Here is an 11527-nt window from a genome sequence, read left to right on the forward strand (position 1 = left end):
TGATGAAAAATACAAATTATAATAATCAAATCAACAAAATTTTAAAAGAAGAGTTGTATTTTAAAACAGAAAATATAGAAAAAGAAATTCGTGAACGTTTGAATAGTATCAACGAATATTTTTCTGAAAAGTCAATTTATAAACTTCATTATGAGAATTTAAAGTACTATGACTATAGTCTAGTAACTTTTGCTCCATCTTATTTTGGTATATCTTGGACTCAGGAAGAGTTTTTCCCTTTTATGAGTAAACATAGTCAAGAAACTTTAATGATATTAGAAATGTTAGTATTATCCTATTCTAAGATTATTTATGAAATGGTTATTCATGATATCTCTTGTTATCAAGCGGATTTTCCTTGTTTTATTACACCAAGAGCGTATTTTGATAAAAGAATTTTCAATTTTACTCTTCAAAATGAAGAAGTGCTAGATTCTTATTTTCAGGTGATTATTGATTTGCATAATGGTCAAAGAGAAGGATCACTTATTAATTATCAAGGTCAAGAAATTGACGAATATTATATAGAATCAGAAATGTGGGATGCTATCACAGAAAAATTATTACAATATTCAAATAATCCAGTATTTGAATATTTTGTTGTGAGCGCAATAAAAAGTTATGACTCACTGTGTAATAGTGTCAAATTTTTTACTGATTATCAACCAGTGTTATTGAGAGTAACATTGGATGCTTTTTATCATTTTTCTGAATTAATCAAATACACTAGATAATAAAATTTTATTTCTCCCTTGCTCATACCACGCATACGTGGTATATTATTGATAATAAGTGGTAGTATGTTACATGACTAATAATAACGATAGAAATATTAGCAATGATAAAGACTGGAGAAATGTTATGAGATATAAAACTAGTGAAGCTAAACGAAAAGCTAATAGTGAATATCGTAAAAGAAACAAAGAAAAGGAAAGAAATGCTTCTTATCGAAGAACAACGAAGTTATATTTATTGAAACATGCTACTTTTCCTGAATTGTTAGATTTTCAGCGATATATATTTGAGCGGATAGATGAAATGGTTAATTCTGATCAATATGATAGTAAGGAAAAAGAAGAATTTGAAGAAGTATATCAAGAACTACTCAGAAAATATGAAGGGAGAAAATAATTATGGAATTTATATCATTTGTGTTTAAACTTGCTAGTATATTTGTAGATGCAATAGGATGGTTGTTTGCTGGTATAATCAAATTTATTGTAGATGGAATTTCAAGCATTTTTAATTGGGGAATCGAACAAATAAAGCTAATGCCAGAAAATATTCAAATTCCTATTTGTCTAACATTAGCAATTATCTTTATAGCTATTTTTCTAGCAAGTGTGTGGTTCTTCCCTCATATAGTCATTACTTTACTTGTTGTCATACCGGTATCTATTTTTTTGCTAAAGATATTTATAGGATGGATAGTTCTTTTTGTATTATTTTGCCTAATTTATTCTTTTTGTAAGGATAAACTTATTCGTCTATCGATGTATTTAAAAAGAAACTCTAGTAGATCTGGAGGAGAAATAGATGGGAAAAATAGTTGATTTCAATAGAGAAAAATTAGAATCAGGGAATCCGTTGATAAATTGGCAAAGATCATTCATAGAAGAATTAAAATCTAATGGTTATTCTACTTCTATTTCTGATGTCTTTTTTCCTAGTAGTTTTATTTATCAATTTAGTAACTTCTATGATTTAAATCTAAGAATTACTTCTTTAAAGCCAGGTGAAAAATTAGTTTTATTTAGGAATCTTCATTTTGAATTATTTTTTTATTACTCTTATGAAAATCAATTAACGCTTAGGATTGGAACTTTAGTATCTGGAATTGATGCTATGTTATTAGAAAATAGATTTTCTGAAGAAAAAAGAATATTTACTAAGTATTATAAGTATATGTTAGAATATTTTGGCAGAGAATAATTTATACAAAGGTTAATAAAAAAAGGAGTGGCTTAGTTGCCAACTCCTTTTTGTTTATAATCTTTTTTACAAGATAAAAATTATTGAATTTATTTTTTTTTATTTCTAGCATATAGTTCTAAATCTGATCTTTTATAAAGCTTGATTTTAGCACTCCCTTTTCCTTCATTCTCATAAAAGGGCTGGATGTACTTTAAACGAACGGACTGTTCAAAAGCTTTAACTGATTGACCAGTTATTTCAGCACCTTTTCTTTTATCTACTAAATTATTATAAATCCATTCTTGAATTTCTTCCTCTGTTTTAATTTCCATGTTTTATTCACTCCTTAGTAAAAATATAGCATTCCCACTATAAAAAATCAACGTTATGGTATACGTGCTATAGTAGGTATTCTATAATATGTTTGTAAGTTAATTGATAAGAAATGCTAGGAGGAAAAATAATGAAAGAAACTTATTCAATCAAAGAAATATTAAGAAAATTAGAAGCTACGGATGATGGGATACTATTGATTCCTGATTCTGATGTAGCAATTGTCGACGAACGTGATTTGGAGGTCTTTGAACTTCCGGAATTATTAGAAACTTCAAAAGTTATCTGTTTTTGGACGACAGATGAAATTAGAAATTATTTTAGTATTACGGATAATAGAATTATCTGGTTTGATAATTTTCTAAGCGAAAGTGCGACAGTTTTTAAAGGGAACGTAAAAGAAGAAATTGAAATTGTGATTGATGAAAGAACATTTGAGCCTAAAATTTTATCCAAAAATATCAAAGAATACGAAGATTTAAATTTTTATCAGGAGACAGGGATAGATCAAAACTCCGAGCTTTGAATTAGTTAAAAAGAAGTATTATGACAAGAAATTTCCCTTCTTGTCATAATATAAAGGAGGAAAATAATTTATGAAAAACTACAAAAAAATCAGTTTAATTTTTGTTTTATATTTAGCTGTTTTTTTCTCAGCAATTCGTATAGATGATTATTTATTTGATGGAAATTTGAATCAAGAGTTATCGACACTAAAAAGGGAACATAAAATTGATGATTTTGAAATAGAAAAGTCTACTCAAAGCTTTATGAAAAAGAAGTACTCCATGCAACTTTCATATTCTTCAGAAGATAATCATGCTTCTCCTCGAACGATTGAACTCATTCGATCCCCATTTTCGAGTTGAAAGGTTTCTATTGAGTTTGAAAAATAGGTGAAAGGAGAATATTTATGTTTTCAAATCGAGAGTGTTTTTGGGGAAGAAATTATATTCCTGTAGATTATTTTAATAAGGCACATTGCTGGCCACCAACTTATGTAAAATGTGATTGTTCTGAATTAGCGAAACACAAAACTTATATGAAAAATGGGCATTTTTATGATACGTATGTTTGGGAATGCTTAAAATGCAAAAAGAAATATGCTTTGGTAAAAGGAACGACGCATTTTGAAGAAATAAAAACAGAAGGAGAGTAGTTTTGAAAAAAATTATTTCAGGCATTGTCGTATTTATTGGTGCAATAGGTATTGGAATTGGTGTATTTCAGCCCCAAGAAGTAAGGCAAATCACTTCGATTGTCGATCAAACATTTAACGAGTTATCTGATAAAAAAGTGGAACATACTTCAGATCAAGTAGAAGTAAAAAATCATAATAAGCCAACTTTTTCTTCTAAAGACTTGTCTCTAGATAAGGGGAATTGGCAAGTATTTTCTGATTTAGATTCACTAAACCGAGTAGGTGAAGCGAATGCTATGTTGCACAAAAGTATGATGCCGACTGAAGAAAGGGAACGATTATATATCAAACCAACAGGCTGGAAACAAAAGAAGATGAAGAATGGTGATTATCTATACAATCGTTGCTATTTGATTGGTTACCAGTTGACTGGAGAAAATAATAATCCAAGAAATTTAATGACAGGTACACGCTCGTTCAACACTCCTGCAATGGTAGAGTATGAAAACAAAGTGGCAGAATATTTACGAAGAACAGGAAATCATGTTCGCTATCGAGTGAGACCAGATTTTCGAGGAAATGAACTGGTTGCTAGAGGTGCACAAATGGAAGCCCAAAGTATAGAAGATAATGGACTTTCTTTCAATGTTTATATCCATAACACGCAGGAAGGTTATGTTATTGACTATCAAACAGGAAGTTCCAGGGTTCAAAACTAATTAAGGGCGTAAAAATAGAGGTTACTTCCGCAAAAAGTAACCTCTGTACAATATAGAACCTACGACCCATTCTAACAAGAGAATGGAGAGAAATCAAGATGAAGAAAATAAATAGTAATTTAGCAATGCTTATATTAACAGTAGGTATTTGTATTAGCTTTTTATCCATGGAATGGAAAGTTATTTTGTCTGGAGGAACAATGACTTACTTGTTTTGTTCGTGGGATGAATATATTGTAGAAGAACAATCAATAAAATATGAGCATTCAATGAAGAATATTTAGATAATTATATATGTTGAAATGATAAGTTTTTTTGATAAAATAATATTGTTAAACGTCCATACTATAGACTTTTTAGGTACTGTCCGTTAATGAAGTTTCAGGCAGTACCTATCTTTTTTATTTGATGTATAGATGTTATACTCAAGACGTAGTAAGTTTACGATAGCATTTTTTGTCTGTTTCTGAAGCAAATTTAGGGGCTATGTTTACGCATAGCTTTTTTATTTTATTCATAGTATATCATTTGGTAATTTGCTAATATATTAAATGAAGAGGAAGTGAATAAGTTGTTAGTAGAAGCTGTTCATGTTCAACCAGCACATGGAAGGATAAATGATTCTGTCTACTTAAAAAATAAGATATTTACTTTTCGTGTAGCTGAAAAATTAGAAAAAGAGATTCAAAAGGGAATGCTTGTGTATTCTAAAGATGGTCAATTGGTCTATGTAAAAAATATAATTACAGGTAGATCTGAAGAAGAAGAAAATGAGTATATTGCGATCATTAGTAAAATCTTTAACGAAAATTCTGGCGTTCTTCCTGTGCGAAAAGGAGAAGGAGTACCTAAAATACGATTCATAAATAAAAAGACAATTTTTGAAGGGCTATTTTTGGAGTTAAAAGATAAGACTTTACACAAAACCAAACAAAAGGTTTATTTTAAAGCACCACAAACTGTCTATAAGAAAATTGGCATAGGAGATATTGTGATCTTTTCTGTTAAAGGTAAAAAGTACCATGTATTAATTATTCAAGTCTATAAACCAACAGAATTGAATAAAGAAGTAACTTTCACTCAACCGAAATTTAAACCATTTTTTTTGAAAAAAGCTGCGAAAGGCTTCAAAAAAATAGACTATATCACTATATCAAAGGAAGAAAGTATTGTAATTTCTAATCAAAAGCAACAAGAAAATCGTAAACGTCCTTTTACGATAAGAAAAACAAGTAAATAATGTGTGCATTTGGGACGAAGAAACTATAGTTCAATTCTTAAATATGAAAATTTTATACAAAAGAAGCACAAAGACAAGTTTACAGCGAATAGATTTGTCTTTTTTCATTTGTTGTACTCTTAGATTAGGTTGGGTGGCAAGTATTGATTATTCAATAGACGTTTTTATGTTTACTATGTACGCACGTTGTACATACAATGTGTGTACAACGTGTTTGATTGGTGATATAATATAATTATTAAAGGGAGTGATAAGGTGTCAAGACTAAGTATTCGAATTGATGATGAATTAAAAGAACAAGCGAGAGAAGTTTACGAAGAAATCGGGATGGACTTATCAACTGCAGTCATTGTTTTTCTGAAACAAAGTGTACGGGAGAGAAAATTACCTTTTCAACCAGGTAATGAACCTAGAGAAGATATCATAGCTAGATATGAAGCAGAAAATGGTATTACTACAAAAGTTTCTTCTGTAGATGAGTTGATGGGGAATTTAAATGCTGACGATTGAGTTTACACCAAGTTTCAAACGTGATTATAAACGAATGATGAAAAAGCATTACAATGAAACAGAATTTAGAAAAGTGATTAATCTGTTAGTTAATCAAGAGCAAGAAGTATTGAGAACGAAATATAAAGATCATGCTCTTCAAGGCAACTGGAAAGGTTTTAGAGAATTACACGTACAGTCAGATTGGTTGCTTATTTATAAAATAGATGGTAAAAAACTAATTCTTACGTTAGTTAGAACAGGTAGTCATGACAAAATTCTATAAAAACTTGAAGTGGGGGAAGAAACTTAAAAGTTTCTTCCTCTTTTTTGATTCTTTATTCCACAAATCTTTCAGTAGTCCAAATAATTAAGTGTCATTTTTCTATTTAAATGGCAAAAATTTCAATCTTTAAATGACAAAAACCACCTAATTTTTGGTGGTTTTTTATATACCTATGACTAAACTATCTCTTGTTGCTTCGACAACTTCTACAGTGATCTTATCCATTTGATTGATTCTTAAAATCCGATCAATCTGTGCAAATAAACGATGAATAAGCCTAAAATTTCCTTTTGTAATCTTAATGATAGTTGTGATAGCCTCATAATCAGAAAAATCTTCTAGTTTGATATCAATTCCTAAGTCTGACCATTTGTATTCCAAAATATGATGTGTTTCGTCCTTACTAAGGTTATCAAATTCATACGCAAATCCTATGCGAGAGTAAAGTTGCGGATACCGAGACAATCTTTTTTCAATACCAGGCATACCGATGAGAACCATTGCTAGATCATTTCTATCATAAATATCTCTTAGCTGTTCTAAATGCTGAAGCTTTAAACGATCAATTTCATCGACAATAATTAAATCAATTGCCTCATAGGTTTTAGGCACAGAAGGATCTTCTTGATTGTATTTTAGTACCATATGCATTGCTTTAGTCAGACCTATTCTACTAGTTATTGTGTTAATATCAGAACTGACACGAGACATCTTTTCAGCTGGTGCAGTATAAAAAACTTTATTTACACTTAATATTTCATCTGTAGCATTTTTTCCAATATCATCGGCACGATGATAGGCAATTTGCTTTTCTATATTATCCCAATTACAGTAATACCTTGAAGATAATGTTTTACCTACGCCAGGAGCACCATAGCAAATTCCAATATACTTATATTTAATACATGCGTCACAAAATTCAGCAAATCGTTTATATTCTTTTGTTTCAATAAAGGTTTTATTCATTATAGTACCTCTTTAAAGCTGATTTCTTAGGTGGGGTAGTTATTTTTTCATACTTTTTTTGTTTTAATAATTTTTTTCATTTATTTCTAGCAAAAATTAAATCATCCATATTGATTTCATAATTTGAAATATCTGGAGAAATGGCATTACAAAGAAACTGATTCTTATAAAATACTCTAATTTCTGCCAAATCATTTGGCGTATAACGGATTAAAACAGGTTCTCCAACAAACGCAGATAAATTAGGATTAGTATATCGTAATCCTTGGAAATGAATTCCATCAGAGTGGACTTTTCGAGTTTTGGGAATTTCTAATAACAATAAATCTAACTCTTCTAAACTATTAGGCATATTCGGTAAAAATAAATGCTCACTCCATTTTTTATCGGACTTACTTTAATAGAAGAATGATTTGTTTGATTATATTCATTAATAAGAAAAGAATGTAGTTTCTCTTTAAATTCTTGAATAGTCAATAATTTTTCGTTACAGTTGTTTTCAATATAACCTGGCAATCCTTCTAAAAGCATTTGGTTAATTGTCTGAAAAAAGCGCTAAAATTTGAAGTAAAATCACTTCCGTGATCTGTATAAAAGTTTTCAGGAATACCACATATGGGCCATGAAGAATCTTTTTTTGTCCAAATAGCTTGATGTAAGGTTAAAGCAGTAACATTACTAGAAGATGCTTGGAAGATATTTTTGATTTCTTCTCTATATTTATTTTAGAAAGTGATCTTCTTACGGACTATTTAAGAATATGTTTGTCTAGAGTTTTGCAATAAGTTTGGCGATTTGTGAATAACTAGAAAACTTTTGTTTTTGATCGAATAGAGGGGGGAATGAAATAATAAAAATGTGTTGTGAAATAAGGAGTACCAAATTTTTTTAAGGGGTATAGATTTTTTTGCTAATTATCTATTATAATTGTTTTTCCAATTTTGAGTTAACTCCCTCGGATAAGATGATAAAAATTTAAATGAAATTATGTGTAACAGGAATGGATTTGTCTACTTCCTCAAGTATTATAGCTAGTTATAAAAGTTGATTTCTTAATCTGAAAAAATGTTTTTTTCTTCCAAGTTTGATATAAATGGAAGAATTTTTATATTTAAAAACGAAAAACGAAAAAAAAAAGGAAAAAAGAAATAAAACTTGTCTATAATAAAATTTGAATTTTATTAAAGTTAAAAAGTATTTGAATAAGGAGAACTGAGTTATCATAAAGTAACTAGCAATACCGTTTTTAGTAATTCTATTATTTTCAATAGTAGCATTTACTGGAACTTCTGTTTCTGCGGTAACTACATAAGATCTTGTGACTGATGAAATATCAGTTGAAGTACAATTAACTATTAATCAAATTCCCAACTACTCGATCAATGCCAACTGATGCTGGAGAGGGGGCAGATAAATTAAGTGTCAGTGAAACATTAAATGATTCAGGTGAACAAAAATTAGCTTTGTCAAATGAAAATCTAGGAGTACAAGATAAAACATGTTGCAATGATCAACAATGGAATTGAAAAAAAATGAAAGTGAAGGGACAATTACTAATTTGAAAATCCTGAATTAGTGATTCCAAACGTAGAACATGTTACGGCTGGTACTTATAACGGTACAATCAATTGGAACTTGATTCAAGTACTGTAACTAATAATTTTTTTTTAGGATCAATGGAAAGTCATTGATCCTTCCAATCTAATAAAGGAGGAAAAAAGAAATGGAATGGATGAATCTACAAGAGTTGAAACAAATTATGATCCAGCTTCGAGAAAAAAATTATTATGGTAGTAACGATTCAACTACCCAATAAAATATGGAGATAGCTTTATCTAAGATTACACAATTAAAAATGAATTGTTTAAAACAAAGTCAAACGGACCATGAATTACTTATTGAAAAAATTTCGCTATTCCTAAAAACAGAGGCAGAAATTATTAATATTATAAATTGTCTGGCTCTTTGTGATTTTATTAATAATGAGAGCTTTGAAATGTACTTAGAAACACAAACACCTTATGTGTACAGTGACTATATTCAAAATATTGAATATTTTGCTGAAGATTTTCATACAATAGTTTTGTTACCGCAATTTTACTACTATTCTTCTAAATCTGAATAAGTCTGTCAAATGATTCTCTAAGTAAAAAACAAAAATTAGAAGAGACGAGTTCTTTTCCAAAGTGTATTTTATAGATCTGAGAATATATTGAGATCTATAAAGGGAAATTAGCTTAACTATTATAATTTAAATAATAGAAAGGAAGATATTATCTCGATTAAAGCAACGAGAATGAATGATGACAAAAGCAAATACTAGGTCATTAACAGAAATAAAAGAAATCTATTTAGAAGGGTCAAGAATTTAGTTTTTTATACGAAAGAAGCTATTTATAATGTTCTTGTTAATAATCCAAATTCTGAAATAGTTGTAAAGTTATTCCCGTTTCCCAAATTAGTACTAGCAAAAAGGGAATCAAAACTATGTAAGATCTCAGCCAAATGATAATGAAGAAGATAGTTTACTTATATTACCAAGGAAATAAATAGTATGAAAAATTAGTTCTTTATATTTAAAATTATTAGAATGGAAGATACTGGGACAATGCTTAAAAGAAGAAAGTCAATCCGATGGATTGACGAGCGACCAGTTAGAAGAAGTCGCTCATCATTTAGAAGCTGAACTCCATAAAACACATGAAAAATGCAAAGAAAAGCAAAGTCAACTAAAGAAAAAAGAAGAACATATAAAAAATATCTCCGACAGGTACAAACGGTATGCTCAACTATTTCAAGAACGAAATAGCTTTTCAAAAACAGATACTAATGCCACCTTTATGCAAATGAAAGACGATTATATGCGAAACGGACAGCTCAAACCAGGTTATAATTTACAAATCGCCACCGAAAATCAGTATGTTTTGAGCTATGAATTATCTCAAAATCTAACAGACACTATTGAATCCATTTTTAGACCAACATAAGGAGTTACCGGAGTACATTGTGGCAGATGCAGGGTATGGTAGCGAAGAAAATTACATGTATATCAACGATGTTCTACATAATCCGCCCTTAATTACATATGGCAGTTACCACAAAGAAAACAAAAAGAAGTACAAGGAGAATCCGTTTAACGTGGAGAATTGGCGTTATCTTGCAGAACAAGACACCTATATTTGCCCAGCGAATCGTCAGGTATCGTTCAAAAATTATAGTCGCAGAAAAGATAAAGGTGGCTTTATTCGAGATTTCAAAATCTATGAATGTGAGGATCGTCGGAACTGTCCAGTCCATCGTCAATGTACGCGTGCGAAAAGTGAACAAAAGCGAAAAATTCAAGTAAATAATAATTGGCGCTATTTCAAAGCAGAGTGCAGAAAAAAGCTTTTAGAGGAGAAAACTGGTTCGATTTATCGGAAACGAAAAATTGATGTCGAACCCGTGTTTGGTCATCTAAAGGCTCACTTGGCGTTCCATCGTTTCCATTGCGTGCAAAGCAAGGAGCAACGATTGATGTAGGTTTGGCACTGATGGCATTAAATTTAAGAAAATTAGGAAAATATATGGAGAGGAAAGTGCGCATAACAGGCTCTATACTTTTTGATGTTGGTGAAATTCACCAACATCAAAAAGTATAGAGCCATTTTTCTTATTTTAGACACTTTTCCTCCATGGATTTCCCCAATTTTCTCAAATTAAGTGTCATGAGTACCAAGCCAAACTACAAAAGTATCTCCAGAACGAACAAAATCGATGGCCATTTCCAATCCTGGTCAATTACTTTTTGCTTCACTCATATGATCAGTAAAAATTTTCTCACAACCAAATTTGTTTAAACTATCTTCTTGTAAATCTAAATTTTGTAAGCCAGTAGATATTCGAGCATATTCTATTTTCAAAAAAAACACTCCCAACTAAAATCTTAGTAAGTATTTTTTATGAAAATGCTAGAACTATCATTTGAAATTGCTTTATTATCTTCAACTTTTATAGTAGATACAACTGTATTTACTGATGATATATCAAGTCAAAATATATTCGTTAAAACTGGATTAAACAATAGGGATAGAAATTTCTACTATCATTCATAAAATAATTCAAATAACATTAGTCAATATTGCTTACAATATTAACGAAAACTAAATGAAGATGGAGATGAGTTAATAATAAGTAAGAAATTGAATTTTTGTTATTAATTACTATGTTTTCTTTATTGGTATTTAATAGCCAAAATATACAGGATCAATTTATTTATCGTCTTTATATCTTGTTGAATTTGTAAAGCGAGCTTTGTTACAGAAGGTAACCCATATATTACTTCTACTTATATCAAAGAAAATAGTAATAAACATAAATTATTCAAAGAAATTACTTAATATCAAACAAAGATTTATCAAGATGAATTTGAGAATAAGATATATTTTTCTAATAAAATT

16 protein-coding genes and 3 pseudogenes are annotated in these 11527 nt (G+C 29.6%); 15 read left to right on the top strand and 4 right to left on the bottom strand.

Annotated elements, in window-relative coordinates:
* The first annotated feature begins 2 nt into the window (after positions 1–2).
* The 4 genes from IGJ18_RS13870 (at position 3) to IGJ18_RS13885 (ending at position 1932) form a co-directional block, all read left to right on the top strand.
* A complete protein-coding gene (locus tag IGJ18_RS13870) occupies positions 3–734 on the top strand; it encodes a hypothetical protein (RefSeq protein WP_438843478.1) in 732 nt (243 codons plus the stop codon).
* A 73-nt stretch (positions 735–807) separates the two neighbouring features.
* Positions 808–1131, top strand: coding sequence for a hypothetical protein (locus IGJ18_RS13875; RefSeq protein WP_438843479.1), 324 nt, complete (start codon positions 808–810; stop codon positions 1129–1131).
* A 2-nt stretch (positions 1132–1133) separates the two neighbouring features.
* Positions 1134–1553: a hypothetical protein gene (locus IGJ18_RS13880; RefSeq protein WP_325822012.1), complete on the top strand. Its 420-nt coding sequence runs from the start codon at positions 1134–1136 to the stop codon at positions 1551–1553.
* A complete protein-coding gene (locus IGJ18_RS13885; RefSeq protein ID WP_325822011.1) occupies positions 1537–1932 on the top strand; it encodes a hypothetical protein in 396 nt (131 codons plus the stop codon). Before IGJ18_RS13880 ends, IGJ18_RS13885 begins: the two co-directional genes overlap by 17 nt.
* 89 nt (positions 1933–2021) lie before the next feature.
* Here IGJ18_RS13885 and IGJ18_RS13890 read toward each other — a convergent pair whose 3' ends face one another.
* Positions 2022–2246, bottom strand: coding sequence for a hypothetical protein (locus IGJ18_RS13890; protein ID WP_325822010.1), 225 nt, complete (start codon positions 2244–2246; stop codon positions 2022–2024).
* Positions 2247–2377: 131 nt separating this feature from the next.
* Here IGJ18_RS13890 and IGJ18_RS13895 point away from each other — a divergent pair, with 131 nt between their 5' ends.
* From IGJ18_RS13895 to IGJ18_RS13930, 8 genes are all read left to right on the top strand, one after another.
* Positions 2378–2773: a hypothetical protein gene (locus IGJ18_RS13895; protein ID WP_438843480.1), complete on the top strand. Its 396-nt coding sequence runs from the start codon at positions 2378–2380 to the stop codon at positions 2771–2773.
* Between the two features lie 70 nt (positions 2774–2843).
* A complete protein-coding gene (locus IGJ18_RS13900; RefSeq protein WP_325822008.1) occupies positions 2844–3116 on the top strand; it encodes a hypothetical protein in 273 nt (90 codons plus the stop codon).
* Between the two features lie 44 nt (positions 3117–3160).
* On the top strand, positions 3161–3406 hold the full coding sequence (locus IGJ18_RS13905; protein ID WP_086325261.1) for a hypothetical protein: 246 nt from the start codon (positions 3161–3163) through the stop codon (positions 3404–3406).
* A 2-nt stretch (positions 3407–3408) separates the two neighbouring features.
* The gene (locus IGJ18_RS13910) at positions 3409–4107 is read left to right on the top strand and encodes a DNA/RNA non-specific endonuclease (protein ID WP_438843481.1); all 699 of its coding nucleotides are present in this window, start codon (positions 3409–3411) and stop codon (positions 4105–4107) included.
* Between the two features lie 98 nt (positions 4108–4205).
* On the top strand, positions 4206–4391 hold the full coding sequence (locus tag IGJ18_RS13915) for a hypothetical protein (protein WP_438843482.1): 186 nt from the start codon (positions 4206–4208) through the stop codon (positions 4389–4391).
* A gap of 278 nt (positions 4392–4669) precedes the next feature.
* Entirely contained in the window at positions 4670–5347 is a 678-nt protein-coding gene (locus IGJ18_RS13920; RefSeq protein ID WP_325822006.1) for a hypothetical protein, read from the top strand.
* A 255-nt stretch (positions 5348–5602) separates the two neighbouring features.
* A complete protein-coding gene (locus IGJ18_RS13925) occupies positions 5603–5857 on the top strand; it encodes a type II toxin-antitoxin system RelB/DinJ family antitoxin (RefSeq protein ID WP_325822005.1) in 255 nt (84 codons plus the stop codon).
* Complete coding sequence (locus IGJ18_RS13930) at positions 5844–6122, top strand: type II toxin-antitoxin system RelE/ParE family toxin (protein ID WP_002334317.1); 279 nt, start codon at positions 5844–5846, stop codon at positions 6120–6122. The genes IGJ18_RS13925 and IGJ18_RS13930 overlap by 14 nt, the downstream gene beginning before the upstream one ends.
* Before the next feature lie 162 nt (positions 6123–6284).
* On the opposite strand, the gene IGJ18_RS13935 is transcribed toward IGJ18_RS13930, so the two are convergent.
* Positions 6285–7088 carry an AAA family ATPase gene (locus IGJ18_RS13935; RefSeq protein ID WP_325822004.1) on the bottom strand — a complete coding sequence of 268 codons (804 nt, stop codon included), beginning with the start codon at positions 7086–7088 and terminating at the stop codon, positions 6285–6287.
* Positions 7081–7783 (bottom strand): annotated as a pseudogene (locus IGJ18_RS13940) (Mu transposase C-terminal domain-containing protein); the annotation flags it as partial. The gene IGJ18_RS13935 and the pseudogene IGJ18_RS13940, both read right to left, overlap by 8 nt.
* A gap of 687 nt (positions 7784–8470) precedes the next feature.
* Between IGJ18_RS13940 and IGJ18_RS13945 the strand changes: the two are divergent.
* From IGJ18_RS13945 to IGJ18_RS13955, 3 genes and pseudogenes are all read left to right on the top strand, one after another.
* On the top strand, positions 8471–8614 hold the full coding sequence (locus tag IGJ18_RS13945) for a hypothetical protein (RefSeq protein ID WP_252710997.1): 144 nt from the start codon (positions 8471–8473) through the stop codon (positions 8612–8614).
* 293 nt (positions 8615–8907) lie between these two features.
* The gene (locus IGJ18_RS13950; RefSeq protein WP_325822003.1) at positions 8908–9213 is read left to right on the top strand and encodes a hypothetical protein; all 306 of its coding nucleotides are present in this window, start codon (positions 8908–8910) and stop codon (positions 9211–9213) included.
* Positions 9214–9694: 481 nt separating this feature from the next.
* Positions 9695–10687, top strand: a pseudogene (locus tag IGJ18_RS13955) (transposase); the annotation flags it as partial.
* Positions 10688–10867: 180 nt separating this feature from the next.
* Here the strand turns inward: IGJ18_RS13955 and IGJ18_RS13960 are convergent.
* Positions 10868–10990 (bottom strand): annotated as a pseudogene (locus tag IGJ18_RS13960) (recombinase family protein); the annotation flags it as partial.
* Positions 10991–11527: the final 537 nt, after the last annotated feature.

It is taken from the genome of Enterococcus sp. AZ078 (assembly GCF_051714985.1).
In the GTDB taxonomy this organism is placed as follows: Bacteria; Bacillota; Bacilli; order Lactobacillales; family Enterococcaceae; genus Enterococcus_B; species Enterococcus_B hirae.

Excerpts from the sequence above, each read along its gene's own strand:
- IGJ18_RS13870 (WP_438843478.1), top strand. The coding sequence starts at position 3 with ATGAAAAATACAAATTATAATAATCAAATCAACAAAATTTTAAAAGAA.
- IGJ18_RS13875 (WP_438843479.1), top strand. The coding sequence starts at position 808 with ATGACTAATAATAACGATAGAAATATTAGCAATGATAAAGACTGGAGA.
- IGJ18_RS13880 (WP_325822012.1), top strand. The coding sequence starts at position 1,134 with ATGGAATTTATATCATTTGTGTTTAAACTTGCTAGTATATTTGTAGAT.
- IGJ18_RS13885 (WP_325822011.1), top strand. The coding sequence starts at position 1,537 with ATGGGAAAAATAGTTGATTTCAATAGAGAAAAATTAGAATCAGGGAAT.
- IGJ18_RS13890 (WP_325822010.1), bottom strand. The coding sequence starts at position 2,246 with ATGGAAATTAAAACAGAGGAAGAAATTCAAGAATGGATTTATAATAAT.
- IGJ18_RS13895 (WP_438843480.1), top strand. The coding sequence starts at position 2,378 with ATGAAAGAAACTTATTCAATCAAAGAAATATTAAGAAAATTAGAAGCT.
- IGJ18_RS13900 (WP_325822008.1), top strand. The coding sequence starts at position 2,844 with ATGAAAAACTACAAAAAAATCAGTTTAATTTTTGTTTTATATTTAGCT.
- IGJ18_RS13905 (WP_086325261.1), top strand. The coding sequence starts at position 3,161 with ATGTTTTCAAATCGAGAGTGTTTTTGGGGAAGAAATTATATTCCTGTA.
- IGJ18_RS13915 (WP_438843482.1), top strand. The coding sequence starts at position 4,206 with ATGAAGAAAATAAATAGTAATTTAGCAATGCTTATATTAACAGTAGGT.
- IGJ18_RS13930 (WP_002334317.1), top strand. The coding sequence starts at position 5,844 with ATGCTGACGATTGAGTTTACACCAAGTTTCAAACGTGATTATAAACGA.
- IGJ18_RS13935 (WP_325822004.1), bottom strand. The coding sequence starts at position 7,088 with ATGAATAAAACCTTTATTGAAACAAAAGAATATAAACGATTTGCTGAA.
- IGJ18_RS13945 (WP_252710997.1), top strand. The coding sequence starts at position 8,471 with ATGCCAACTGATGCTGGAGAGGGGGCAGATAAATTAAGTGTCAGTGAA.
- IGJ18_RS13950 (WP_325822003.1), top strand. The coding sequence starts at position 8,908 with ATGGAGATAGCTTTATCTAAGATTACACAATTAAAAATGAATTGTTTA.